General features: G+C 65.4%; 18 protein-coding genes. 13 read left to right on the top strand and 5 right to left on the bottom strand.

Features of this window, described 5'->3' with window-relative positions; all coding sequences use genetic code 11:
- Positions 1-2: 2 nt before the first annotated feature.
- Positions 3-7,373: a DUF5979 domain-containing protein gene (locus WG899_RS19935; RefSeq protein ID WP_339597408.1), complete on the bottom strand. Its 7,371-nt coding sequence runs from the start codon at positions 7,371-7,373 to the stop codon at positions 3-5.
- A gap of 351 nt (positions 7,374-7,724) precedes the next feature.
- Here WG899_RS19935 and WG899_RS19930 point away from each other — a divergent pair, with 351 nt between their 5' ends.
- From WG899_RS19930 to WG899_RS19900, 7 genes are all read left to right on the top strand, one after another.
- Positions 7,725-9,269, top strand: a complete 1,545-nt coding sequence (locus WG899_RS19930; RefSeq protein WP_339597407.1) for an alpha/beta hydrolase — start codon at positions 7,725-7,727, stop codon at positions 9,267-9,269.
- The gene (locus WG899_RS19925; protein ID WP_339597406.1) at positions 9,266-10,075 is read left to right on the top strand and encodes an ABC transporter ATP-binding protein; all 810 of its coding nucleotides are present in this window, start codon (positions 9,266-9,268) and stop codon (positions 10,073-10,075) included. Before WG899_RS19930 ends, WG899_RS19925 begins: the two co-directional genes overlap by 4 nt.
- Entirely contained in the window at positions 10,072-11,259 is a 1,188-nt protein-coding gene (locus WG899_RS19920) for an ABC transporter permease (RefSeq protein WP_339597405.1), read from the top strand. The genes WG899_RS19925 and WG899_RS19920 overlap by 4 nt, the downstream gene beginning before the upstream one ends.
- A gap of 148 nt (positions 11,260-11,407) precedes the next feature.
- The gene (locus WG899_RS19915) at positions 11,408-12,250 is read left to right on the top strand and encodes a phosphate/phosphite/phosphonate ABC transporter substrate-binding protein (protein WP_339597404.1); all 843 of its coding nucleotides are present in this window, start codon (positions 11,408-11,410) and stop codon (positions 12,248-12,250) included.
- 9 nt (positions 12,251-12,259) lie between these two features.
- Positions 12,260-14,074, top strand: a complete 1,815-nt coding sequence (locus WG899_RS19910) for a sensor histidine kinase (RefSeq protein ID WP_339597403.1) — start codon at positions 12,260-12,262, stop codon at positions 14,072-14,074.
- Between the two features lie 64 nt (positions 14,075-14,138).
- Positions 14,139-16,181: a PAS domain-containing protein gene (locus WG899_RS19905; RefSeq protein ID WP_339597402.1), complete on the top strand. Its 2,043-nt coding sequence runs from the start codon at positions 14,139-14,141 to the stop codon at positions 16,179-16,181.
- The gene (locus WG899_RS19900) at positions 16,172-16,366 is read left to right on the top strand and encodes a P-loop NTPase family protein (protein ID WP_339597401.1); all 195 of its coding nucleotides are present in this window, start codon (positions 16,172-16,174) and stop codon (positions 16,364-16,366) included. The genes WG899_RS19905 and WG899_RS19900 overlap by 10 nt, the downstream gene beginning before the upstream one ends.
- 9 nt (positions 16,367-16,375) lie before the next feature.
- Here the strand turns inward: WG899_RS19900 and WG899_RS19895 are convergent, their stop codons facing one another.
- Both WG899_RS19895 and WG899_RS19890 read right to left on the bottom strand, forming a co-directional pair.
- Positions 16,376-17,416: a Bug family tripartite tricarboxylate transporter substrate binding protein gene (locus WG899_RS19895; RefSeq protein WP_339597400.1), complete on the bottom strand. Its 1,041-nt coding sequence runs from the start codon at positions 17,414-17,416 to the stop codon at positions 16,376-16,378.
- Between the two features lie 98 nt (positions 17,417-17,514).
- Positions 17,515-17,802 (bottom strand): YkgJ family cysteine cluster protein, encoded by a 288-nt coding sequence (locus WG899_RS19890; RefSeq protein ID WP_339597399.1) that lies wholly within the window; start codon positions 17,800-17,802, stop codon positions 17,515-17,517.
- A gap of 127 nt (positions 17,803-17,929) precedes the next feature.
- Here WG899_RS19890 and mnmG point away from each other — a divergent pair, with 127 nt between their 5' ends.
- From mnmG to WG899_RS19870, 4 genes are all read left to right on the top strand, one after another.
- On the top strand, positions 17,930-19,924 hold the full coding sequence (mnmG, locus tag WG899_RS19885; protein WP_339597398.1) for a tRNA uridine-5-carboxymethylaminomethyl(34) synthesis enzyme MnmG: 1,995 nt from the start codon (positions 17,930-17,932) through the stop codon (positions 19,922-19,924).
- Between the two features lie 42 nt (positions 19,925-19,966).
- Positions 19,967-20,632: a 16S rRNA (guanine(527)-N(7))-methyltransferase RsmG gene (rsmG, locus tag WG899_RS19880; protein WP_339597397.1), complete on the top strand. Its 666-nt coding sequence runs from the start codon at positions 19,967-19,969 to the stop codon at positions 20,630-20,632.
- 64 nt (positions 20,633-20,696) lie between these two features.
- Entirely contained in the window at positions 20,697-21,467 is a 771-nt protein-coding gene (locus WG899_RS19875; RefSeq protein WP_263538409.1) for a ParA family protein, read from the top strand.
- Between the two features lie 17 nt (positions 21,468-21,484).
- A complete protein-coding gene (locus tag WG899_RS19870) occupies positions 21,485-22,255 on the top strand; it encodes a GNAT family N-acetyltransferase (RefSeq protein WP_339597396.1) in 771 nt (256 codons plus the stop codon).
- An 11-nt stretch (positions 22,256-22,266) separates the two neighbouring features.
- On the opposite strand, the gene WG899_RS19865 is transcribed toward WG899_RS19870, so the two are convergent.
- Both WG899_RS19865 and argC read right to left on the bottom strand, forming a co-directional pair.
- The gene (locus WG899_RS19865) at positions 22,267-22,710 is read right to left on the bottom strand and encodes a GNAT family N-acetyltransferase (RefSeq protein WP_339597395.1); all 444 of its coding nucleotides are present in this window, start codon (positions 22,708-22,710) and stop codon (positions 22,267-22,269) included.
- Positions 22,711-22,728: 18 nt separating this feature from the next.
- A complete protein-coding gene (gene argC, locus WG899_RS19860; RefSeq protein ID WP_339597394.1) occupies positions 22,729-23,670 on the bottom strand; it encodes an N-acetyl-gamma-glutamyl-phosphate reductase in 942 nt (313 codons plus the stop codon).
- Positions 23,671-23,721: 51 nt separating this feature from the next.
- On the opposite strand from argC, the gene WG899_RS19855 reads away from it, so the two are divergent.
- Complete coding sequence (locus WG899_RS19855) at positions 23,722-24,261, top strand: RBBP9/YdeN family alpha/beta hydrolase (RefSeq protein ID WP_339597393.1); 540 nt, start codon at positions 23,722-23,724, stop codon at positions 24,259-24,261.
- Positions 24,262-24,286: 25 nt separating this feature from the next.
- A complete protein-coding gene (locus tag WG899_RS19850; protein ID WP_263538404.1) occupies positions 24,287-25,198 on the top strand; it encodes a ParB/RepB/Spo0J family partition protein in 912 nt (303 codons plus the stop codon).
- Positions 25,199-25,317 lie beyond the last annotated feature (119 nt).

Raw genomic sequence — 25,317 nt, 5'->3', positions numbered from 1 at the left:
GATCAGACCCCGCATTCAGGCAACGCGGGCGCGGACGAGCTGCTCGGCAGCTGCGGCGATTTCAGAGGCTTAGGCGGTTTCTTGATCGCCGGTCGCGGTTTCGGTGCGGGCTTCACGACCGCCGGGCTGGCCGGCTTGGCCACCGCCGGACGCTTGATGCTGGGCACGCGCGGCGGCGGGCTCAAGACCGGCTGACGGCGCGGCACGCACTGGGTTTGCACGCCCGCCAAGGCCTGCACCGGGGCCTCATCCAGCTCCGCCAGCACGGCGGCAGGCGCTTGAGCAGGCGGTGGCTCGGGCTCGGGGTCAAAACGCAGGGCCAAGGCCGGTGCGGCGTCGCGCTGCGGCAGCGCAAGTTCGCCGCGCTGGCGGCGCCGCTGCACCTCGCTCAGCACCGGGATGCTGCAGCTGCCTTCGATGAAGTCGGCCCGCTGCAGCTCACCATTGTGCAGGTCCAGGAACAGGCTGGCCGCATCGCCGGCATTGCGGTTGCTGCTGCTGACCAACTGGCTGCCGCGTGGCAACGTGGCGGGGTCGGCCACCAGCACATGGCTCATCGGGCGCAGGCCGCAGCGGCTGTACTTGCCTTCCACATCGCTGATGACATAACTGCCATCTTCCATATAGAGGCGCACGCCGGGAATGCCGATTTCCTCGGCGTCTTGAACCTGGTTGTGGTTGCAATCCACATAGATCTTGCCGCTGAAGCAGGCCTCGTTGCTGAAAACGCCGCCGGTCACCTTGACGCGCACCTCGGCCTCGTTGGAACACAGGCCCACGCCCGGCAGGCTGCCCACGCAGGCCTGCGCCTTGTTGATGCCCGTGCCTTGCAGACTGCCGACGCCGAGGCGCACACGGTAGTTCAGCCGCACTTGTGCCTTGGGCAAAAGGCTGCCGAGGTCAAACTGCAGCTGCCCGGCGCCGAGCAGACGCGGCTCGGCCAGCGGCCGGCCGTCGAGCTGAGCAGTGCCGGGGATGTAGACAAAGCCAGCCGGCAGGCGGTCATTCAGGCGCACGCCGGGCAAGGGGTCACGGCCCGCATCGGCGCGCTTGACGGTGACGGTGTAGCGCACGCTATCGCCGAGCTCGGCGGTGTTGCGGTCCACCGTTTTGCTAACGAAGAGTTGCGGCGCCACGCAGGCATCCAGCGGGATGTGGTTGTTGACGATGTCGGGGCCCTGGGCCGGGTCCAGCCACATCGACATGTAGTAAGTGGTGGGCTGGTCGGGCGTCGGCGCGCTGGGCTGATCCTGCACGGTGCAGACGCCGCCGGTACTGGCATTGCTGCAATTCGCCGGCGGTTTGAGCGTGCTCGCCTGAGGCTGGATCAGGCGGCTCAGCCCGTCCCCCTGAGCCGTGCTGACGCGCAAGCGATAGACGCCGGCACCGGGGCATGTGGCCGGAGCCGGATTCGCCAGCAGCAGGTGATAGCCACCATCCACGCCACCGGGCGCGCCGACTTGCGTGACCACGCTGCTCACCCCACCGACCATGCAGCTGGGCGGCACCGGCACGCCGGCCGCGTCCAGCAGCTCAACCTTGACGCCGGCCAGCGGTGCGCGGGTGCTGCTGCAGTAGGTGACGCCGGCCGGGTCCAAGGGCAGGCTTTGCTGCACACGGCCTTGGCCGCAGGCCGGCACCGAGAGATTGCGGATGGTGCCACCGGCGACGATGCCGGTGCCCGCATCGGCGCTCGGGTCATTGCCACCACTGGGATCGCGCGACACCGGGCGGCCAAAGTAGGCGCCGCTGGCCGGGTCTTTGAAACGCACGCTGTAACCATCGCCCGAGGGAATGCCGCTGACCTGGTACTGGCCGCGCGCATCGGAGACGGCACTGCCGACCACCTTGTCCTGAGCATCGAGCACTTCGACGATCCAGCCCGATTTGGCCGGCTCGTTGGCGTCGCGGCGGCGGTCATGGTTCAGGTCCACCCAGACTTCGCCGCTGATGGCGCCCAGAGGCAAGACCGGCGTTTCGTCTTCATAACGGTTATTGCCCTGGGTCACCGGGTCATTGGCTTCGCCGCCACCGGACACCTGCACCACATTGGTCACCTGACCATGGCTGCCGGGCTGGCAGCTCTGGCCCTGCACCGCACCGCCGGCATCCGACGCCACCTTGACCTGCAAGACGATGGCGTTAGGGTTGTCGACCGGCCGGCTGCCGGCACCAGGGATGACGGTGCTGCTGCTGCAACGCGCCACCTGGCCACCGACCTCGCTGGCACTGCAATCCCAGCCCAGGCCTTGTGGCAACGCGGCCAGGCTCAGGCCGGCCGGCAAGGTGTCAACGATTTGATAGGGCTGGCTGGTCGCCGCCGGGCCTTGGTTGGAGACGATGATGCGGTATTGGCCCAGGCCGCCGGCAGTGAAGCTGGCCGGGCTGTGGGACTTGCGCACCAGCAGGTCGACCACTGGATTGGGCGGCACGATGCGATTCACCACGGTCACCGCATTGCCGCCATTGACGGCGCTGTCGCCGATCTGCAAGGTTGCAGCCGGGCTGAAGCTGGCTTGGCCCACGGGGGCCAAGACAAAGCCGCCGCTGAGCGTGGCGCCGCTGGCACTGGTTTCGCTGAGCGTGCAACTCTCGCCCAGGGCCAGGCTGCCGATGGTGCCGGTGGCCGGTGGACGGAAGCTGACGCTGTGCAGACCGGTGCTGCTGCAGCTGGCTTGCACCGTGATCAGGGGCTGGGTCAGCAAGCGGCCGGCATCGCCTTGGTAGGCCTTGGCCACGGTCATCAGTTGCGGCAACAAGACCGCATTGCTGATGCTGACGGCATTGTCGCCATTGACGAGGTTGAGGCTGGCCGGTGCGACCAGGGCCGAGCTGACCGGCGCCAGCACATGGCCGCCGCTGAGCACGGCGCCATCGGCACCGAGCTCGCTGACCTCGCAGCGCTCGCCGGCACTCAAGTTGTCAATCAGGCCTTGGGCGGGAGGCTGGAAGCTCAAGCTCTTGAGCCCCGACTTAGAGCAGTTGGCTTGGGCGCGGATCAGCGGCAGCGTCTGCAAGGCGGCGGCATTGCCATCAAAACGCTTGCTGATCACCAGCCGCGCCGGCAGCGGCGCCAACAAGGGGTTGCTGACGCTCACGCTATTGCTGGCCTGCAGCGGCGTGTTGGCGGCCAGGCTGAACAAGGCCTGATCTAGGCCGGCATAGCGGTAGCCCTCCGCCAAGCTGCCACCGCTGAGCGCGGTTTCGCTGAGGCTGCAGCGCTCGCCTTGCTGCAAACCGGCAATGCGGCCCGCACTGTCGGCACTGAAGCTGACGCTGCGGCGGCCGCTGGCGCTGCAATCGGCCTGCACCGTGATCTGCGGCGGGCTGAGCACGCGGCTCGGCGCGCTGTCGTTGAGCCACAACTTGCGAATCAACAGCACCGCCTCGCCGGGCGGCAGCAGCGGGTTGCTGAGCTGCACCTCTTGCGTGGCAGCCAAGGGGGTGTCGGCGGCCAGGCTGATCTGCGCGCTGCCCGGCGCGTCGAACTGGTAGCCGCCACTGAGCTCGCCGCCGTTGATGGCGGTTTCGCTGAGCCGGCAGCTTTCGCCCTGCACCAAGCCACTCAGGCGGCCAATGCTGTTGCTGGGAAAGCTGATGCTGTGCTGGCCGGAGATCGAGCACAGCGCCTGCACCGTCAAGGTCGGCGGCAGGACGATACGGCTGGGCGTGCTGTCACCGCTCCAGCGCTTGCTGAGCAGGATCTCGGCCGCGCCCGGGGCCTCGAGCAAATTGGTGATGGTGACGGCGGTGGAGGGATCCAGCGGCCGGTTGCTGCTCAGGCTGATCTGCGCCGTGCTCGGCGCGGCAAAGCGGTAGCCATCGGCCAGGCTGCCGCCGCTGAGCGCTGTCTCGCTGACGCTGCAGGTTTCGCCCACGATCAGGCCGTTGATATTGCCGGTGCTGCCAGCCGTGAAGCTGGTGCTCTTGAGGCCGCTGACGGAGCAGTTGGCCTGCACAAAGATGGTGGGCGGCTGCAAGACCTTGCTGGGCACGCTGTCGTTGGCAAAGGCCTTCACCAAGCTGAGGCTGGCGCCGCCGGGCGGCACCAGGCTGTTGGTCAGCGTGACGGCGGTGCTGACCGATAGCGGCGTGCCGGGGCTCAAGCTGATGACGGCCGTCGAGGGCGCGGCAAAGCTATAGCCGCCCGCCAAGCTGCCGCCGCTGATGGCGGTTTCGCTGAGGCTGCAGGTCTCGCCCACGATCAGGCCGCTGATCACGCCGGTGCTGCCGGCCTTGAAGCTCAGGTTCTTCAGACCGCTGACCGAGCAGCTCGCGCTGACGCTGATCATGGGGCCGTCCAGCACCTTGCTGGGCACGGTGTCGTTGGCATAGAGCTTGGTCAACAAGAGGCTGGCCGGCACCGAGGGCAGCAAGGGGTTGCTGATTACCACCTGGGTGTTGGCCGTTAGCGGCGTGCCCGGCGCCAGGCTGATCTGCGCCAGGCTGGGCGACTGAAAGCTGTAGCCATCGGCCAAGGCGCCGCCGCTGAGCGCCGTTTCGCTGACGCTGCAGGTTTCTCCCTGCACCAGGCCGCTGAGGGTGGCGGTGCTGCCGGCGGTGAAGCTGACGCTCTTCAGGCCGCTGATCGAGCATTGCGCCTGCACCGTGATGGTGGGCGCCAGCGTCACCTTGCTGGGCACGGTGTCGTTGGCAAACACCTTGCTGATGCTCAGCTGGGCCGGATTAGGCGCCTGCAAAGTGTTGGTGATGTTGACGCTGGTATTGGCCGTTAGCGGGGTGCTGTTGCTGAGGCTGATGACGGCCGCAGCCGGCGAGGCAAAGCTGTAGCCCCCCGACAGACTGCCGCCGCTGACTGCGGTCTCGCTCAGGCTGCAGGTCTCACCGACCACCAGACCGGTGATCTGGCCGGTGCTGCCGGCGGTAAAGCTGGTGGTCTTGAGCCCGCTGACCGAACAGTTGGCGCTGACGCTGATGGTCGGCGGCGTCAGCACCCGACTGGGCACGCTGTCATTGGCGTAGAGCTTGCTCAGGCTGATGACGGCGCCACCCGGCGGCACCAAGGGGTTGGTCAAGGTGACCGAGGTGACGGCGCTCAGCGGCGTGCTGGAGCTAAGGCTGACCGTCGCCGAGCTGGTCGGCGCGAAGCTGTAGGCGCCACTCAAGGCGCCACCGCTGATCGAGGTCTCGGTGACGGTACAGGTCTCACCAACGATCAGGCCGGTGATGCTGCCGGTCGTGCCTGCGGTGAAGCTGGTGCTCTTGCTGCCGCTGATCGAGCAGACGGCGCTAACGCCGATGGTGGGCGGGGTCGTCACCTTGCTCGGGCTGCTATCGCCGGACCAGACCTTGATGAAGTTCAGCTGCGCCGGGGTCGGCGCGACCAGCGGGTTGGTGAGGGTCACGGCCGTGGTGGCCGTCAGCGGCGTGCTGGCATTCAGGCTGACGATGGCCGAACTGGTCGGCGCAAAGCTATAGCCGCCACTCAAGGCGCCGCCGCTGATCGAGGTTTCGGTCACCGTGCAGGTCTCACCGACGATCAGGCCGGTGATGCTGCCGGTCGTTCCTGCGACAAAGCTGGTGGTCTTTGTGCCACTGACCGAGCACACCGCGCGCACGCCGATGCTCGGTTGGGTCGTCACCTTGCTCGGGCTGCCGTCGCCGGAATAAGCCTTGACGATGTTCAATCGCGCAGGGGTCGGTGCGACCAGCGGGTTGGTGATGGTGACGGCCGTGGTGGCCGTCAGCGGCGTGCTGGCATTCAGGCTGATCGTCGCCGAACTGGTGGGGGAGAAGGTGTAGCCGCCACTCAGCGCCCCGCCGGTGATCGAGGTCTCGGTGACGGTACAGGTTTCGCCGACGATCAGGCCGGTGATGCTGCCGGTCGTGCCGGCCGTGAAACTGGTGGTCTTGGTACCGCTGGTCGAGCACACTGCGCGCACGCCGATGGTCGGCTGCGTCGTCACCTTGCTGGGGCTGGTGTCGCCCGAGTAAGCCTTGACGATGTTCAGCTGCGCAGGGGGCGGCGCCACCAGCGGGTTGGTCACGGTGACGGCATTGCTGCCGGCCAGGAGCACGCGCGGGTTGCTGCCGCTAAAGCTGGCCGAACCGACGGCCGAGAAGCTGTAGCCCCCACTCAAGCTGCCGCCGGTGATGGCGGTTTCCGACAGGGTGCAGCTCTCGCCCGAGCTCAGGCCCGAGATGCTGCCGGTGGCCGGCGGTGTGAAGCTGACCGTCTTGGTGCCCGAACTGCTGCACACCGCGCGCACGCTGATGCTAGGCTGGCTGCTGACCTTGCTGGGCGAGGTGTCGCCCGAGTAGGCCTTGCTGAACACCAGACTGGCCGGGCTGGGCGGGTTGGGCAGGTCGCCGGCAAAGTCATAGTTGTGGAACTCGCTGCCGCTGCTGTTTTGCACCAGGTCTCCGGCCACGATCAAGCGGCCATTGGTGCCGGGCACCGCCTGAGTCAGGCTGCCATTCGGCACAATGATGCTGCCCTTGAATTGGGCGGTGCCGCTGATATTGACCTGGCTGGCGTTGGCGAAATTCCACACGATGCGCCGAGTCAGGCTGCTGCTGAAGGCGCCCAGGTTTTCCAGGAAGTTGTTGGTGTTGATGGTGACCGCGCCGCTGGCGGTGACATTGATCAACACCGTGGCGTTGGCCGGGATGGCACTGAAATCGACGGCCACACCGGACACGCCGGCAGCCAGCGTGAAGACCTGCAGACTGGCGCTGTCATTGGCCCTGAAGGTGAGCGTACCGAACTGATTGGTGGTGCTGCCATTGGCCGTCAGGCCGGCCCAATAGGCGCTGTTGCTGCGCAGGGTGGCAAAGTCCACCGGCGAACTGGGCACCAGGGTGCTGTAGCTGATGCTGCCGCCGGAGGTGATGGCGCCGCTGCCGGTCTTGACGCCGCCAACCTTGGCGTCGACAGCCAGACTCAAACCATCCAAAGCCAAGGTGGAACCTGCTCCGACATCAATATTGCTGCCCACCACCAGCCCCGGCTGGCCAGTCACCGAGGAGTTGCGCGGCACGATGCAGGTGCCGGCGCCGACGGCGATCAGGTTGTAGAAGCGACTCGGACTCAGGATCAGCGAGCCGCCCACATAGATGCGGCCCTCGGCCTCGGAGCCAACCGTGACCGTCATATTGCCGCCGGTGACGATGGAATAGCCCTCGTCGTAGCCGTTCGACCCAAGGGCACCGCAGGCATTGACCTGCGGATAGCTGGCCGGGCAGCCCGAGCCGACACAGGCGCTGGTCTGACTGCCCAGGTTGGCGGCCTGTGCATTGCCAGCTGGGCCCAATAGCCCTGCCGCCATCAAAGTGAGGCCGACCCAAAACCCCGCAGCGATGTGGTGCCTCTTGCCCACGACTCGCGTCACCCACATCCCCAACTGTGCCATCGTTGTGCTCTCGATTCAGCGTGTGAGCCACCGCGGACCGGCCGGGGGCTTGTTGTTCTCGGCGTGCGCCGGACAGCGCCTGGACGCCCAGGCGCGCAGATCGGCGGACGTTCCCATGCTAGTGAGCGGATCGATTTGAAAAGCCTGGAAAAACCGGCGCTTTCATCGGCAGTTCACAAAGCCGGGCTTGGGCCGACTCAGCAGCCCGCCAGCTGGCGCATCGGCGGCCCACTCGCCCTGCCCCGCCCCCATTCGCCCGCGAATTCCGCCGCTCGCCGCTTCTGGCTGTGAGCGTCGAACGGCGCTGACCATAATCCGCTCCAGTTCAAATCAACCCTCCTGGAGCTTGCAATGTCAGACCGACACCGCAAAACACCATCGCCGCAGCGGCAACGTAGCGCCCGGCTGGGCGCCCTCGGCGTCCTCGCGCTGGTGCTTGCGCAACTGGGTGCCCCCGCCCAGGCCGCCCCGGCACCGACTGCCGCCCTCACCCAACCCTGCCGCATCGACGGCGTGCCGAATGAATTGCTCTGCGGTAGCTTGAAGCGGCCGCTGAACCCGGCCGAGCCACAGGGCAAGCAGATCGAGATTCACTTCTTGGTGGCACCGGCCATGGCCCGCAACAAGCAGCCCGATCCGGTGCTGCTGCTGGCCGGCGGCCCCGGTCAGGGCGCCATCAATTTGGCGCCGATGATGATGTCAAGACTGGCCCGGCTGAACAATCGCCGCGACCTGGTCTTCATCGACCAACGCGGCACCGGCAAGTCGGCGCCGCTGCAATGCCCGGACGAAGACCAGCTGCCGCTGGCCGAGGCGCTGGACGGCGAGGCGCAATTACGCCGGCTGGAAAGCTGCCGCCAGCAACTGAGCCAGTTGCCCCATGGCGATCTGCGTTACTACACCACCACGCTGGCGATGCAGGACTTCGAGGCGGTGCGCGTGGCCCTGGGTGTGCCGCAGTGGAATTTGATCGGCGGCTCCTACGGCACCCGCGCCGGCCTGGAATATCTGCGCCTGTTCCCAGGCCAGGTGCGCCGCACCGTGCTGGATGGCGTGGCGCCGGCCGATATGGTGCTGCCGACCAGCTTTTCCACCGATGGCCAGGCGGCGCTGGACGCCAGCCTGCTGGCCTGCGAGAAAAGCCCTGTCTGCAATCAGAGCTACCCCAAGCTGAGGCAGGAATGGGCCGCCCTGCTGCAGAGCGTGCCGCGCCAGATCAGCGTCAACCATCCGCTGACCGGCCGGCCGGAAAGCTTCAAGCTGAGCCGCGAAATGCTGCTGCGCGGCTTGCGTCTGCCGCTGTATTCACCGGCGGCCGCCTCGGGTCTGCCGGCCGCCATTCACGCCGCCAGCGAGGGCCGTTTCGAGGGTTTGATGGGGCTGTCCGGCATGATCGGCGGCGGCAAGGCGGGCAAGCTCGCCACCGGCATGCACTTCTCGGTGGTCTGCGCCGAGGATGTGCCGCGCATCCCCGGCAGTGCGGACAAACCGGGCGCCGACTTCGGCAGCGCCGATGTCCAGCTCTACACCCAGGTCTGCAAGACCTGGCCCCGCGCCCAGATCGCGCCGGAGTTCTACAGCCTGCCGCCCGCTCAATCACCGGTGCTGCTGCTGAGCGGCGGCGCCGATCCGGCCACGCCGCCACGCCATGGCGAACGCGTGGCCAAGGCGCTGGCCGCCGGCAACGCCAAATGGGTTCAGCACATCGTGGTGCCCGAGGCCGGCCACGGCGTGATGGGCATCGGCTGCATGCGCGAACTGCTGTTCCGCTTCATCGATGCCAAGACCGATGCCCAGGCGCTGCCGCAAGACGCTGCCTGCGCCACTCAGATTCCACGCCCCGGCGCCTTCCTGCCGGTGCAGGCCGCCAGCGCCAAAGCCAAGGTGCAACCATGATCCAGATCGAGCAAGTTAGCAAACACTTCGTCTCACGCACCGGCGGCTCGCTGCTGAAGCGTCCGGCCAAGCAAATCGTGCAGGCGGTGAAGTCCGTCACGGTGAACGCGCCAAGCGGGCGCATCACCGGCCTGCTGGGCCCGAATGGCGCCGGCAAGACCACCACGCTGCGCATGCTGGGCGGCTTGTTCCCGCCCGACAGCGGCCGCATCACGGTGGACGGCCTAGCGGTGGCAGGCCAGCCACGCCAGGCCCTCGCCCGCATGGGCATCCTGGGCGATGCGCATGGGCTCTACCCACGCTTGTCGGCGCGCGAGAACATCATCTACTTCGGCAAGCTGCAAGGCATGGAGGCCGATGCCGCCAACGCCCGCGCCGAGGAGTTGGCGCGCCTGCTGGACATGCAGGCCATCCTGGACCGCCGCGCCGAAGGCTTCAGCCAGGGCGAGCGGATGAAGACGGCGCTGGCTCGCGCCTTGGTGCATGACCCGGCCAATATCGTGCTGGACGAGCCGACCAACGGCCTCGACGTACTGGCCACCCGCTCGCTGCGCGAGGCCTTGCGGCATCTGCGTTCACCGGCCGGTGGCGCCAAGTGCATCGTCTTTTCAACCCACATCATGCAAGAGGTGGAGCAGCTCTGCGAGCACGTGGTGATCGTCTCGCAAGGCCGCAGCGTGGCCGAGGGCACGGTGGAGGAGTTGCTGGCTCTGGCCGGTGAAAGCAAGTTCGAAGATGCCTTCGTCAAGCTGGCCTTTGCGCCACAGACGGCCGCACACAACAAGACTCTGGAGGTGGCCGCATGAACCAAGCTAACACCACAATGCTGCGGCATTTTTGGACCGTGCTGAGCAAGGAGGTGGTCGACGCCCTGCGCGACCGCCGCACGCTGCTGCGCCTGATGGTGCCGGCCGTGTTGATGGGGCCGCTCTTGCTGCTGGCCCTGTCGGGACTGATCTCCTCGCTGGAGGAGCGCGCCGACAAGCGCGAGCTCATGGTGGCTGGCATCGAGCACGCACCGACGTTGCACAACTACCTGCTACGCCAGACCTACACCCTCAAGACCGCGCCGGCCGACTACGAAAGCCGCTTACGCGACAACAAGCTGCTCGAGCCGGTGCTGGTCATTGGCAAGAACTTCGAGTCCGAGCTGCTGAGCGGCCAGCAACCGACGGTGGAGCTGGTCAGCGACAGCGCCAACCAGCGCGCCAACAGTGGCGTTGGCAGCTTGAACCGGTTGATGAATGGCTTCAACCGCGAACGCGCTTCGCTGAACCTGGCCCTGCGCGGGGTTTCGACCGAGCTGCTGCTGCCGGTACAGATCGAAGAACGCGATCTGGCCAGCGCCCAGGCCCGCGCCACCCGCATCACCAGCATCATCCCGATGTTCATCATCATGGCGGTGCTCTATGGCGCGCTGACCGCGGCGCTGGACAGCACCGCCGGCGAGCGTGAGCGCGGCTCGCTGGAGCCGCTGCTGATGAACCCGGTGCAACACCTGGCCCTGGTGCTGGGCAAATGGGGCGCGGTGGCCTTGCTGGGCATGTTGGTGGCGGTCTTGTCCTGCCTGAGTTTCATCCCGGCGCAATGGCTGTTGAAGAGCGACAGCCTGCAGGCCATGTTCCAGTTCGGTGGCCGTGAGGTGCTGGCCTTCTTGCTGCTGCAACTGCCGCTGGCGGCCGGCCTGGGCGCGCTGTTGATGGCCTTTGCGATTCGCTCCAAGACCTTCAAGGAGGCGCAGGCCGGCAGCGCTCTGGTGATCACGCTGGTCGGCCTGGCGCCGATGGTCAGCATGCTCAATCCAGGCGGCGACGCCGCTTGGTATCTGTGGGTGCCAGGTCTTGCCCAGAACACCTTGATGATGCTGGTGCTGAAGGGCGAACAGCTGACGGCCATGCAAGTGCTGCCCAGCGTGCTGGTCGGGCTGGGCCTGACCCTGGGCTGCCTGCTGTTCGTGGCGCGCTCGATGCGCGGCGCCGTAGCGAAGTAGCAAATCAAAGGGGCGGCGACCCCTCAGTTCGGGTTGCCAGCCTTTTCTTGCCATGCTCATAATGCTCTGAATCCCCAGGCTCCAGCGCCTTGACGACGCTGGGCCTGGGGTCTCTTCTGGAGCGCGCATGGGGCTAAGCAAGCGTTGTTTGAGATGGAGGTCCAGGGCCATATGGCTCGCGGCGGCGCTGACGCCTTGGGCGCCGGCCTGCCTCGCCCAAGCCGAGCAGGCCACCTATATGGTCTACGTCGTGCCGCAGTTTCAGGCGGTCGAACTGCAACGCGTCTGGGCACCGATTCTGGAGCGCGTGAGCCAGGAATCTGGCGTAAGGCTGAGTCTGAAGCTGGTCAAAGACATCCCGGCCTTCGAGGCTGAGTTGGCCGCCGGCCGCCCCGACTTTGCCTATATGAACCCCTATCACCAGCTGCTGGCGCATGAGTCGCACGGCTACCTGCCGCTGCTGCGCGACCGCAAGCTGCTGCAGGGCCTGCTGCTGGTGCGGCAGGATGATCCGATCAAGTCGGTGCAAGAGTTGCAAGGCAAGGAAATCGCCTTCCCGGCGCCGAATGCACTGGGGGCTTCGCTACTGATACGCGCCCAGCTGGCCGAGCAGGAAAAGATCGACATCAAGCCGGTCTACGCCAAGACCCATACCAATGCTTACCGCCAGACGCTGATTGGCAAGACCGCGGCCAGCGGCGGCCTGCACGCCACCCTGAACAAGGAAAGTGAAGCGGTGCGCCAAGGCTTGCGCGTGCTGATGGAGACGCAGGGGGCGGCCCCCCACCCCTTCAGCGTGCACCCGCGTGTGCCCGCCGAACAGGCCAAGGCGGTCGCCAACGCCATGCTGAAATTGGCCGGCGACACCAAGATGCAGCCGCTCTTTCAGGACATCCCGATGCGCGAGCCGATGCGCGCCGACTTTGAGCGCGACTACCGCCCCCTCGCCAAGCTCAAGCTTCAAAAATACCTGGCGTCGCAGCAAGACTGAAGCCGACTTATGCGCTTGTGGCCCCAACGCTTCAAACATCAGCTCGGGCTGATGTTTGCGCTGTTGCTGCTCTTGGCCCTGGGCCTGCTGGGCGGCTTCACGGCCTGGCAACAAACCGCGCGCGGGCGCGATTCGGTCGAAGCGCAGGCGCAAATGCTGGCAGCCAGCCTGGGTGCCTCCAGCACGAACTTGGTGGTGACCGACAGCCTGGATGCGCTGGAAGCACAAGCGCTGGCCTACGCCGGTTTGGCCAATGTGCGCCAGATCACGCTGCTCGATACCAAGGCCCGGTCGCTGACGCAGGTGCAACGCCTGCCAGGCCAAGCCCCGGCAGCTGTGTTCAATAGCGCGCTGTCCGACATCCCGGCGCCCGCGCAGGCGGCCGCGCATACGCAAACAAGCCCCGACGGTTCACGGCTGATCGCGTGGCACCCGCTGCAGTCGGGCGATCAGCTCCTGGCCTGGGTGCGGGTGGACTACGATTTGACCGAGCAACAGCAACAAGCGCGCGCGATCTGGCGCAACACCGCCTTCGTCGCTATCGCCGCCATCGCGCTCTGCTATGGACTGCTGATGTCGTTTCTGCGCCGGCCCTTGGCCTGCCTGGATGAAGCCAGGCTCTTCGCTGTGGAGCTCAGTGATGACCTGGGGCGCGCGCCGATGGAGTTGCAGGGGCCCTTGGAATTTGTCCAGCTGCAGCGCGCCTTGAATGAGACCTCAGTGCTGTTGCAGCAGCACCTGATCCTGCTGCAAGACAGCATGGAGACGCACCAGGCTCAGTCGCGCCAACTGGCGGCACAAAACGACCAGCTAGGCGCCATTTTTGCCAACAGCCCCGATGGCTTGCTCACCTTCAACCGAGCCGGCAAGGTCGAGTTTGCCAACCAAGCTTTTTTGCGCCTGGCCGATCTGCGCGAGGACGAGGTGCTCGGCCAAGACGATCTGGGCCTGGACGCCAAGCTGCGCGAACGCGCGCTGGATGCGAGCGAGTTCGCGGGCCTGGCCGCCAGCTTCGGGCCAGCCAAGCAGGTGCTGACCTTGCGCGGCGACCGGCCGCGGGTGCTGGCCATCAGCGGCCGGCAGACCACCGCGTCGGCGGTCAGCCTGGTGCTTTATGTGCGCGATGAAACCCAGCAGCATGAGCTGGACCGAATGAAGTCGGAGTTCCTCTCGCTGGCCGCGCATGAGTTACGCACCCCGATGGCCAGCATCTTCGGCTTCGTTGAGCTGCTGATCAACCGCGAGTTCAGCGACGCCAAGCGCATCGACCTGCTGAACCGGATTCATCGGCAGAGCAAGCTGATGATCAACATCCTCAACGAGTTGCTGGACCTGGCCCGCATCGAGGCGCGTGGTGCCGCCGACTTCAAGTTCGAGCCCTTCGAGCTGAGTGAGCTGGTGGCGGATGCCATCAAGGACTTCAATCCACCCGCCGGCCGCGAGCCGCCGCAGGTGACGCTGCCGTCCTACGCCATGCCGGTCACGGTGGACCGGCAGAAGATGCAGCAGGTGCTGATCAACACGCTGTCGAACGCCTACAAATACTCGCCCGGCGGGGAAGCGGTCAGCATCGGCTTCCGGGTCGATGAGCCGCCCGAGGGCCGCCGCCACTTCGGTGTCGAGGTCCGGGACCGGGGCGTGGGTCTGTCACCCGAGCACCTGGCTCGCATGGGGGAGCGTTTCTTTCGCGCCGACACCTCAGGGCATATTCCCGGCACCGGCTTGGGTGTCAGCCTGGTCAAGGAGTTACTGGACCTGATGGGCGGGCGACTGCAAATTGACAGCGAATTGGGGCAAGGCACATGCGTGACGCTGTGGTTGTAAAGCGCCCTCCAGCCCCGCCCTCGCCTTGCACCACCGGTGGTTTGGCCGACCGGCCCGACAAGCCATGCTGAGCGCCCCCGCCCGCCTCAATGAAGCGGCCAGCCTCGCCGCCCTGCACGGGCTGGATGTGCTGGATAGCCCGCCCGAGCCGGCCTTTGATGCGCTGGTGCGGGTCGCGTCCTTGGTCTGCGGCGTGCCGATTTCCTTGATCAGCCTGATCGATGCCGAACGCCAGTGGTTCAAGGCCAATATCGGTTTACCTGGCGTGACGGAGACCCCGCGCGAACTGGCCTTTTGCGCCCATGCGGTGCTGGGCGATGAACTGTTCGACGTGCCCGATGCCAGCCTGGACCCGCGCTTTGCCGACAACCCACTGGTGACCGGCGGGCCCGACATCCGCTTTTACGCGGGCGCGCCGATCTGCCTCAGCGATGGCATCCGGGTCGGCACGCTGTGCGTGATCGATCGCCAGCCACACCACCTGAACGACACACAACGCGAAGTGCTGCGCCAACTCGCGGCCTCTGCCGCGCAAGCGCTGGAAGGTCGGCGCGCCATCGGCCTGCTGCAGCAATCGGCCGAGGCCGCCCAGCACACCGAACGGGTATTGGCCGAGGAGCGGCTGCGCTTGCATCACATCATCGACAGCTCCAATGCCGGCACCTGGGAATGGAATGTGCAGACCGGCGAGGTGCGCATCAACGCGCGCTGGGCCGAGATCATTGGCTGGAGCCCGCAAGACCTGGCCCCGCTCTCCTTCCAAAGCTGGCTCGACCGGGTCCATCCGGATGATCTGGAGCCCACGCGAGAGCGGCTGGCCGCGCATTTCAGCGGCCAAACACCGCACTACACGGCGGAGTTTCGCCTGCGCCACCGGGATGGCCATTGGGTCTGGACGGCCGACAACGGTTGCGTGATGACCTGGACGCCCGACGGCCGCGCCGAATGGATGTTCGGCACCCATCAAGATATCAGCGAGCGCATGCTGGAGAAGCAGGCCCTGGCCGCCGCTGGCGACCGCATTGCGCTGGCCGCCGACAGCGGCGGCATCGGCATCTGGGACTGGAGTTTCAGCAGCGGCAGCCTGGCCTGGGACGATTGGATGTACCGCCTCTACGGCCTGGTCCCGCACGCGCAGCCGGCCAGCGTCGACTTGTGGTTGTCGCGGGTGCACCCGGAAGACAAGGACATGGTCGAACAAGCGGTGCAAGACAGCCTGCATGGCAAACGGCCCTACGAGCTTGAATTTCGTACCGTCTGGCCGGACGGTAGCGTCCACTTTCTGCGCGGCACGGCGCGCATGAAACGCGATGAACAGGGCCACGCGCTGCGCTTGGTGGGGGCCAACTGGGACGTCAGCGAAGCGCGGCAACGTGCCGCAGATTTGGCCGAGCAGCACCGGCAATATGTGGCCAGGCAGCAGGAGCTGGACCGCATGAAGTCTGAGTTTTTGTCGCTGGCCGCCCATGAGTTGCGCACGCCGATGACCAGCATCTTCGGCTTCACCGAACTGATGATTGAGCGCGAGATGCCGGCCGCCAAGCAGCAGGTGCTGTTGGGCCGCATCCATCGCCAAAGCAAGCTGATGATCAGCATCCTGAACGAGTTGCTGGACCTGAGCCGTATCGAGGCGCGTGGCGCGGCGGACTTCAAGTTCGAGTCGCTCGACCTGGCCGATGTGGTGGGCGCGACGGTGGCCGACTTCAAGCCACCCGAGGGCCGCGAGCCGCCCCAGCTGAGCGCGCTGGCCGAGGCCCTGCCGGTGCATATCGACCGCCAGAAGATGCAGCAAATTCTGCTCAACACCTTGTCGAACGCCTACAAATACTCACCCGATGGTGGGCCCGTCACGCTGCGGCTGCTGAAGGGCAGCAGGGTCGATGGGCGGCTCGAATTTGGCGTTGAGGTGCGCGATGAAGGCATCGGCTTGTCGGCCGAAAGCTTGGCGCGCATCGGCGAGCGCTTTTTCAGGGCCGACACCTCGGGACAATTTCCCGGCACCGGCCTGGGCGTCAGCATCTCGCGGGAACTGCTCGAGTTGATGGGCGGCCGGATGGAGATTGCCAGCCAACTGGGCCAAGGCTGCACCGTCAAGCTATGGCTTTAACTGCCCGGGCCAAAGGGTCGATCGAGATCAGCGCCGTTCCAAGGCATGGCGAGCGCGCGGCCAATGCAGCGCTGCCGGCCTTGGTGCTAACGCCAATCATCATCGCACACCAACTCGAAACGATCACGGCAGCTCGGCGCTTGATTCGGCTGGCCGAAGGCCGGGCGCCAGCCGATCCGGCTTGAATGGGGCGCTCAGTCAGGCTTGACCTTGGCACGCGCCAGCACCGGTTTCCAACGCTGCTGCTCCTGGGCGATGAAGGCGGCGAACTGCGCGGGCGTGTTGCCCACCGCCTCGGCCGCGTCGGTGCTGAGTCGCTCGGCCGAGCTCTTGCTTTGAATCGCCTTGACGGCCTCCAGGGCCAGCTTGTCCGCATGTGCCGGCGCCAGATTGGCCGGCGCCATCAGGCCGTACCACTGGGTCATCTCAAAGCCGGGGAAGCCTTGTTCGGCCACGGTGGGCACATCGGGCAGCTGCGGCAAACGGTTCTTCGAGCCGGTCGCCAGGCAGCGCAGCTTGCCGGTCTTGATGAACTGCAACACGGCGGGCGCGCCAACCGAAGCGGCGTCGAGGCGTCCGGCCAATAGGTCGGTGAGCTGCGGGCCAGTGCCGCGATAAGGCACATGCACCATGAAGAGCTCGGCGGCCATCTTCAGGTACTCCATGGCCAGGTGACCCGCGCTGCCATTGCCGGCCGAGCCGTAGTTGTAGCGCCCAGGCTTGCTGCGCACCAGGGCGACAAACTCCTTCAAATTTTTGACCGGCAGGTCCGGGTGCACCACATAGAGGCTGGGCACTTTAGCCAGCAGCGTAATGGGCTTGAAGTCCTTGACCGGGTCATAGGGCAGCTTGTCGTAGATGTATGGGTTGACGGCCAAGGTGCCGATATGGCCCAGCACCAGCGTGTGTTGGTCTTCGGCGCGGGCCACTTCGGACATGGCGATATTGCCGCCACCGCCGGGCTTGTTCTCGACATAGACGGTTTGGCCCAAGGTCTTGCTCAGCTCAAAGGCGGTGGCGCGGGCAACGATCTCAGAGCTGCCACCGGGCGCAAAGGGTACGACCAAGCGGACATTGCGATTCGGCCAGGCAGCGCCTTGGGCGAAGGCGGGCAGCCCCAGCAAGCCAGCGCCGCCCGCCGCCAAGCCGGAGAGGCCGGCCCGGAGAAACTCGCGGCGCTCGGCCGGGTCTTGGCCTGCGTTGACGGCCTGAATGAGGTGGTTTGGCTTCTGCATGGGCGCGGTCTCCTGCCTTGTTGGCTGTGTGACTGCAGTCTAGACCTCGCCAACCAGCCGGGCCTACGTGCTGCCCACAAGCGGGTAAACCTGCAGGCTCAAGTCGGCAAAGCTGGCCCATTGGGCTGGGTTTCGCGCTCCATCCAACCCAGCCAGCGCATCGCCTGCTCGCGGTTTTCGCCGCACATCAGAGCCGAGGGTTGCAATGAACCGCAGACCGCCGGGCGCTCCGGCTGGCCAAAAATCTTGCAGCGGTCTTGCTCGTCGAGCTGAATGCAGCGCACGCCGGCGGGCTTGGAAATGCCATTCACCACCGGCATGCCGGGGATGGGCGAGCTGATGGAGGGGGCGATGCAACAGGCGGCGCAATGATCACGGCATTTCATGGCGCAATTGTCCTTCGAGAGCGGCAGCAAAGCCCGCACTTATCCACAGGCCCGCGTAAAATTCAAGGTTTGCCCGCGCTGGATTTTCACAGGCGCTGCGGCCCGTGTTTTCAAGGCGAATCAGCTCATGCAATACCCCAAGGAATTTGATGTCATCGTGGTCGGCGGTGGACATGCCGGCACCGAGGCCGCGCTGGCCTCCGCCCGCATGGGCTGCGCCACCCTGCTGCTGACGCACAACATCGAGACCCTGGGGCAGATGAGTTGCAACCCCTCGATCGGCGGCATTGGCAAGGGCCATCTGGTCAAGGAAGTCGATGCCCTGGGCGGCGCCATGGCGGCGGCCACCGACGAGGCCGGTATTCAGTTCCGCATCTTGAATGGCTCCAAGGGCCCGGCCGTGCGCGCCACCCGCGCCCAAGCCGACCGGGTTTTGTACAAGGCCGCCATCCGTTACCGGCTGGAAAACCACCCCAATCTCTGGTTGTTCCAGCAGGCGGTGGATGATCTCTTGGTGGAGTCCGATGGCACGACAGAGCGCGTGGTTGGCGCAGTCACCCAGATGGGCTTGCAGTTCCGCGCCCGCGCCGTGGTGTTGACCGCCGGCACCTTTTTGGATGGCCGCATCCACGTCGGCCTGCAAAACTACGCCGCCGGCCGCGCCGGTGATCCACCGGCCATCAGCCTCTCGGCCCGCTTGAAAGAACTGAAGCTGCCACAAGGGCGCCTCAAGACCGGCACGCCGCCGCGCATCGATGGCCGCTCGATCGACTTCTCCAAATGCGTGGAGCAAGACGGCGACTTGGACCCGCTGCCGGTCTTCAGCTTCATGGGCCAGGCTTCGCAGCACCCGCGCCAGGTGCCTTGCTGGATCACCCACACCTCGGAAGCCACGCACGCCATCATCCGCTCCGGCTTTGACCGCAGCCCCATGTTCACCGGCGTGATCGAAGGCGTGGGCCCGCGCTACTGCCCCAGCATCGAAGACAAGGTGAACCGCTTTGCCGACAAGGACAGCCACCAGATCTTTCTGGAGCCCGAGGGCCTGACCACCCACGAGTACTACCCCAACGGCATCTCCACCTCCCTGCCCTTCGACATCCAGCTGGCTGCCGTGCGCTCGATTCCGGGCCTGGAGAACGCCCACATCATGCGGCCCGGCTATGCCATCGAATACGACTACTTCGACCCCCGTGGCCTGAAGTCCAGCTTCGAGACCCGCGACATCGGCGGTCTGTTCTTCGCCGGCCAGATCAATGGCACCACCGGCTACGAAGAAGCCGCTGCCCAAGGTCTGTTCGCCGGCCTGAACGCCGCCCTGCAAGTGCGCGGCCAAGGCCCCTGGTTGCCCGGCCGAGACCAAGCCTATCTGGGCGTCTTGGTCGACGACCTGATCACCAAGGGCGTGACCGAGCCCTACCGCATGTTCACCAGCCGCGCCGAGTTTCGCCTGCAGCTGCGTGAAGACAACGCCGATATGCGCTTGACCGAAGCCGGCCGCGAACTGGGCCTGGTGGATGATGCCCGCTGGGAAGCCTTCAACCGCAAGCGCGATGCTGTTTCACGTGAAACAGAAAAGCTGAAGTCCACCTGGGTGCACCCCAACATCCTGCCGGCGGCTGACGCCGAGCGACTGGTCGGCAAAGCGCTGGAGCGCGAATACAACTTCATCGACCTACTGCGCCGGCCCGGCGTGGTCTACGACACCCTGGCCGAAGTGGCCAACATCGCCCGCCCCAATGCTGGTGTTTCACGTGAAACACTGAAGGCCGAGCTGGGCGACACTTTGGCTGAAGCCGTGATCGAGCAAGTCGAAGTCAGCGTCAAGTACGCCGGCTACATCAACAAGCAGACCGAAGATGTGGCTCGCGCCTCGCACTACGAGAATATGCGCTTGCCGGACGACCTGGACTACTCGCAAGTCAGCGCCCTCTCCTTCGAGGCGCGCCAAAAACTGGGCAAGCACAAGCCGGAAACCCTGGGCCAAGCCTCGCGGATTTCGGGCGTCACGCCCGCGTCCATTTCTTTGCTGCTGGTGCATTTGCGCAAGCACCGCTTCAAGGGCTTTGGCACCGATGGCCAAACTCAAGCCCAAACCAGCACCCAAGACAGCGCCGCCTGAATCCCATAGCGCCACCGCGTCACCCAAAAAAAGAAGCCCAAGATGACCGACCTCGCCCCTCTGCGTCAGCCGCTGGCGGACGCCGCCGCCCGTTTGCAACTCGACTTGAGTGCCCAGCAGCAAGAAGCCTTGCTGGCCTATCTGGCCTTGATCGCCAAGTGGAACAAGGTCTACAACCTGACCTCGCTGCGCGACCCGCAGGCCATGCTGACCCATCACCTGATCGACAGCCTGAGCCTGCTGCCGGCCTTGCGCCGCCACGCGGCGGGCAAGCCCCTGCGCTTGATGGACGTGGGCAGCGGCGGCGGCTTGCCCGGCGTGGTCATCGCCATTTGCAACCCCGAGATTGACGTCACCTGCGTGGATGCCGTCGCCAAGAAGGCCACCTTCATCAAGCAGGTGGCGGCTGAGTTGCGCCTGCCCAATCTGCATGGCGAGCATTCGCGGGTCGAGGCGCTGAAGACGGCGCCTTTCGACCTGATCACCTCGCGCGCCTTTGCCTCGCTGCTGGACTTCACCACCCTCACCCGCCAACACCTGAAGCCGGGCGCCGAGTCGACGGCTATTTGGCTGGCCATGAAGGGCCAACACCCAGCCGACGAAATCGCCGCTCTGCCGGCCGACCTGGATGTGTTTCACGTGGAACAACTGAAGGTCCCGAACCTGGACGCCCAGCGTTGTTTGATCTGGATTCGGCCAAAAAACTAAGGCGGCACCACGCCAGCCAAGCCCTCAGCGTTTAAGCTGTCGACGTTCACACATTCCAGAGCAAATGGCCAAGATTTTCTGCGTTGCAAACCAAAAAGGCGGGGTCGGCAAGACCACCACCACCGTCAACCTCGCCGCCGGCCTGGCCAAGGTCGGCCAACGCGTGCTGGTTGTGGATCTCGACCCTCAGGGCAATGCCACCATGGGTTCGGGCATCGACAAGCGCCAACTGGAGCTGAGCGTCTATGACGTGCTGCTGGAATCCTGCAGCGTGGCCGAAGCCAAACAACACAGTGAGAAAGCCGGCTACGACGTCTTAGGCGCCAACCGCGAACTGGCCGGTGCCGAGGTGGAGTTGGTCGATCTGGAGCGCCGCGAGCGCCGCTTGAAAACCGCCCTCGCCGCCGCCAAAGACGATTACGACTTTGTGCTGATCGACTGCCCGCCTTCGCTGTCCATGCTGACGCTGAACGGCCTGTGCTGCGCTCACGGCGTGGTCGTGCCCATGCAGTGCGAGTACTTTGCGCTCGAAGGCCTGTCCGACCTGGTCAACACCATCAAGCAGGTGCATGCCAACCTGAATCCCGATCTGCAGATCATCGGTCTGCTGCGGGTCATGTTCGACCCGCGCATCACCTTGCAAAACCAGGTCAGCGATCAGCTGAAGAGCCACTTCGGCGACAAGGTGTTCGACTCCGTCATCCCGCGCAATGTGCGCCTGGCCGAAGCACCCAGCTATGGCCTGCCCGGCGTGGTCTTTGACCCCTCGTCCAAAGGCGCGCATGCCTTTGTGGACTTCGCACGTGAAATGGTGCGCCGCGTCAACACGATGTGATTCAGGAGCAAGCCGGCTTGGTTGATGAAGCGCTGGCGCGTCGCGCCGAAGAAGCCGGACTGAACGCCAGCGCACCGCCGCAGCAAAGAACGGTGGACGGTTGGCTGATCCGCCTCTCCCCCGGCAAGGCCAAGCGCTCGCGCTGCATCAATGCACTGGCCCAAGGCAGCCTGCCTTTAGACGAACTGCTGGCGCGCAGCGAAGCCGCCTTCAAGGCCGCCAAATTGCCGCTGATCGTCCGCGTTACGCCCTACAGCCAGCCGGCCAATCTCGACGCGCTTTTGGCCGCCAAGGGCTGGCAGGCTTTTGATGCCGCCGATGTTTGGGTGCTGGATCGCATCGACGACCAAGCCCCTAATGACAGCGCGGGAGAACACCGTTTAGAGCGCCTAGAGGCGGAAGCCTATGCCGCCCTCGTCGGTGGCCTGCGGGGCTCTACTGAGACGGCCATCGCCGCCCACGCTGAACGCATGAAGAAGTCGCCGGTGGTCTATCGGGGCTTCGCCCTGCGAGATGCACAAGGTGCCCTGCTGGCTTGCGGACAATTCGCTCGCGAAGACGCGATCGTCGGCCTTTACGACATCTTCACGCCGCCCGAGCAGCGCGGTCGTGGCCATGCGTTTCAGCTCTGCAGGCAGTTGCTGCAAGAGGCTCTGGCCGAAGGCGCCAAGCAAGCCTATCTGCAGGTGGGCTCGGATAACGCGGTGGCCCAGCGTGTCTATGCGCGGCTGGGCTTTGTCTTCGCTTACCGCTACCACTACCGCAGCCCAGAGTCTGTGGTCGACTGATCGCCCTGCCCTCAGTCGCGCGGCTTCCAGACCTTCAGCAAGATGTGGCGGGTAAAGCCCGGCACATAGTCATGCACATGGGCGATGCAGACATAGCCCAGATGCTCATAGATCTGGGCCGTCTCGTCCGACAGGGTTTCAATCAAAGCGTCAACGCAGCCGCGTTGCAGCGCTTGTGCCTCCAACTGGCGCAGGCATTTGCTGCCCAGCCCCTGCGCGCGATGCTCGGTCTCGACCCAGAGATAGTTGATGTAAAGCCGCCCGAACTCGGTGCGGCCCTGAGCGCCTGCCAAAAGGCGCTCGCCTTCGTACAAGGCACAAGCGATGTCGCGTGCATCGCTGCCCTGGGCTTGTTGGCGGCCATACAGCAAGACGCCCTCGCGTACCGCATCCAAATCGGCCTGCGGCACCTCGGCATCACGCCGCCAAATCAAAGACTGATCAGCTGAGCTCACCAAAGCCCTTCAGAGCGATCAGAGCCCGAGACCCTCGTTGAGCCCCAGATGCACATTCATCGCCTGCACAGCGGCCCCGCTGGCGCCCTTGCCGAGGTTATCCAGGCGGGCCATCACGAGCACTTGCGTCTCGGAGCCAAACACGAACAGGTCGACCCGGTTGGTGTCATTGCAGCCCTGCACATCGAAGAAGCCGCTGGCCAAGGTGTCGGCATCGCGCAACGGCATCACGCGGATGAAGCGCTCACCGGCGTAATGGGCAGACAGCGCGGCATGAATATCCTCAGCGCGGGCGCCGGCGCGCAACTGGCTCAGGTGCAAAGGCACGGTCACCGCCAGGCCTTTGTAGAAACTGCCGACGATGGGCATGAAGACCGGCGCGTTCTTCAAGCCGGTGTGCGCCATCATCTCGGGCAGATGCTTGTGCGCCAGGCCCAGGGCATAGGGCCTGGGCGAATTCAGCAAGGCATTGCCGCCCGCTTCGTACTCGGCAATCATGCTTTTGCCGCCGCCGGAATAGCCGGTGATGGAGGTGGCCGAAACCAAAGCGTCCGGGCTCAGCAGGCCGGCATCGACCAGCGGACGCAGGGCCAGGATAAAGGCCGAGGCATGGCAGCCGGGGTTGGCGATTCGCTTGGCGGCGCGCAGTTGCTCGCGCTGGCCCTTGGCCAACTCGGGCAAGCCAAAGGTCCAACCCGGCACGGTGCGGTGCGCGGTGCTGGCGTCGATCAAGCAAGTGTTGGGGTTCGTGATCATGGCGGCCGCTTCACGTGAAGCCGCATCGGGCAGGCACAAAAACGCCACATCGGCCGCATTCAACAAACGCGCACGTTCAGCGGGGTCCTTGCGCTTGTCGGCGTCGATGCGCAGCACTTCCACATCGCTGCGCGCCGCCAGATATTCGTGAATACGCAGCCCCGTCGTACCCTCTTGGCCATCCACAAAAACCGCGTAAGTCATGATCTCTCCAGCACAATCAAATTCAAAGACATCGAAGCATAAGGCAAGCCCATGAATCAAGAACACAGAGTCCTGCTCTTACCTGGTTGGCTGAACTCCGACCCCGCACACTGGCAGAGCCTGTGGGAGCAGCAATTTGGCTTTGAACGCGTCGAGCAGGCCGACTGGGACTGGCCGCGCCGCGGTGACTGGATGGCCCGCTTGGACGAAGTTTTGCTCAGCGACGAGCGCCCCACCCTGCTGGTGGCGCACTCACTGGGCTGCCAACTGGTCGCCAGTTGGGCCGAGCATTCCCGCCATACCGCGCGGGTGGCCGGCGCGCTGCTGGTAGCACCTCCCGACACCGAGCGCGCGGACATGCCGCCGCAGCTGCACAACTGGCGGCCGATTCGGCGCAGCCGCCTGCCCTTCCCCAGCATCGCGGTGATCAGCAGCGACGACGCTTTTTGCTCGCCCGAGCGCGGCAGCGCCATGGCCGCCGACTGGGGCAGCCGCTTGGTGATGGCGGGCCCGCGCGGGCACTTAAACAGCGAATCAAAGCTAGGCGATTGGCCCGAGGCGCAAGCCTGGCTGGCCGAATTAAGAGCCTAGACGGCGGTAAGAGACAATTGCAGCCATGGTCACAAAAAAACCCAAAGGCCTCGGCCTCGGCCTTGAAGCACTGCTCGGCCCCAAAGTCAGCGATTCCGAAGCGGCCGCCGCCCGCGAAGGCAGCCCCAGCGCCTTGCGTCTAGAACAGATGCAAGCCGGCAAGTACCAGCCGCGCACCCGCATGGACGAAGGCTCACTCTATGAGTTGGCCGAAAGCATCAAGGGCCAGGGCATCATGCAGCCCATCCTGGTTCGACCGATCAAGCCGCCATCAGATCTCAGCGAAGTGCGCTACGAGATCATTGCCGGCGAGCGCCGCTTCCGGGCCGCCAAGTTGGCCGGTTTGCGCGAGGTGCCGGTGCTGGTCAAGGCCGTGCCCGACGAGGCCGCGGCCGCCATGGCCCTGATCGAGAACATCCAGCGTGAAGACCTGAATCCGCTGGAGGAAGCGCAAGGCCTGCAACGCTTGGTGAACGAGTTCCACCTGACCCATGAGCAGGCCGCGCAAGCGGTGGGCCGCTCGCGCAGCGCCGCCAGCAATCTGCTGCGCCTGCTGCAATTGGTGGAGCCGGTGCAGAACATGCTGATGGCCGGCGATATCGACATGGGCCACGCCCGTGCCCTGCTGCCCCTGGACGGCGCCCACCAAATCACCTGTGCCACCGAGATCGCCGCCAAGAAGCTCAGCGTGCGTGAAGCTGAGAAGCTGGTGTCGCGCCAGGGTGCTGGCCGGCAGACGCCGCTGTTGCGCGTCAAGGGCGACAAGAGCCGCGACCTGTTGCGCTTAGAAGAAGAGTTATCGGACTTGTTGACTGCCGTGGTCGAGGTGCGGGTCAAGAAGCGCACCAAGCGCGGAGAGCAAGGCGAGTTGTCGATTCAATTTGGATCGCTCGACGAGCTGAATGGTCTGATCGACCGTCTGCGTGGCCCGCAATAAGCGTCTTTTTTGGGGGGCCGACAACTGGCCCAACTCGCAAATCTACACCCGCCACAGGCGCCATGACCGGGCCTGAAAGGAATTGGCTTGTTTATGCGACAGGCTTCACGGGTGTCAGG

The sequence above is a fragment of the Paucibacter hankyongi genome, assembly GCF_037482915.1.
GTDB lineage: Bacteria > Pseudomonadota > Gammaproteobacteria > Burkholderiales > Burkholderiaceae_C > Paucibacter_A > Paucibacter_A hankyongi.
The sequence above is the reverse complement of the archived record's forward strand: the minus strand, read 5'-3'. Positions and strand labels throughout refer to the sequence as shown.

Excerpts from the sequence above, each read along its gene's own strand:
- WG899_RS19855 (WP_339597393.1), top strand. The coding sequence starts at position 23,722 with ATGAATCAAGAACACAGAGTCCTGCTCTTACCTGGTTGGCTGAACTCC.
- WG899_RS19920 (WP_339597405.1), top strand. The coding sequence starts at position 10,072 with ATGAACCAAGCTAACACCACAATGCTGCGGCATTTTTGGACCGTGCTG.
- WG899_RS19875 (WP_263538409.1), top strand. The coding sequence starts at position 20,697 with ATGGCCAAGATTTTCTGCGTTGCAAACCAAAAAGGCGGGGTCGGCAAG.
- WG899_RS19890 (WP_339597399.1), bottom strand. The coding sequence starts at position 17,802 with ATGAAATGCCGTGATCATTGCGCCGCCTGTTGCATCGCCCCCTCCATC.
- WG899_RS19930 (WP_339597407.1), top strand. The coding sequence starts at position 7,725 with ATGTCAGACCGACACCGCAAAACACCATCGCCGCAGCGGCAACGTAGC.
- WG899_RS19905 (WP_339597402.1), top strand. The coding sequence starts at position 14,139 with ATGCTGAGCGCCCCCGCCCGCCTCAATGAAGCGGCCAGCCTCGCCGCC.
- WG899_RS19925 (WP_339597406.1), top strand. The coding sequence starts at position 9,266 with ATGATCCAGATCGAGCAAGTTAGCAAACACTTCGTCTCACGCACCGGC.
- argC (WP_339597394.1), bottom strand. The coding sequence starts at position 23,670 with ATGACTTACGCGGTTTTTGTGGATGGCCAAGAGGGTACGACGGGGCTG.
- WG899_RS19900 (WP_339597401.1), top strand. The coding sequence starts at position 16,172 with ATGGCTTTAACTGCCCGGGCCAAAGGGTCGATCGAGATCAGCGCCGTT.
- WG899_RS19850 (WP_263538404.1), top strand. The coding sequence starts at position 24,287 with ATGGTCACAAAAAAACCCAAAGGCCTCGGCCTCGGCCTTGAAGCACTG.
- WG899_RS19910 (WP_339597403.1), top strand. The coding sequence starts at position 12,260 with ATGCGCTTGTGGCCCCAACGCTTCAAACATCAGCTCGGGCTGATGTTT.
- WG899_RS19895 (WP_339597400.1), bottom strand. The coding sequence starts at position 17,416 with ATGCAGAAGCCAAACCACCTCATTCAGGCCGTCAACGCAGGCCAAGAC.
- WG899_RS19935 (WP_339597408.1), bottom strand. The coding sequence starts at position 7,373 with ATGGCACAGTTGGGGATGTGGGTGACGCGAGTCGTGGGCAAGAGGCAC.
- rsmG (WP_339597397.1), top strand. The coding sequence starts at position 19,967 with ATGACCGACCTCGCCCCTCTGCGTCAGCCGCTGGCGGACGCCGCCGCC.
- mnmG (WP_339597398.1), top strand. The coding sequence starts at position 17,930 with ATGCAATACCCCAAGGAATTTGATGTCATCGTGGTCGGCGGTGGACAT.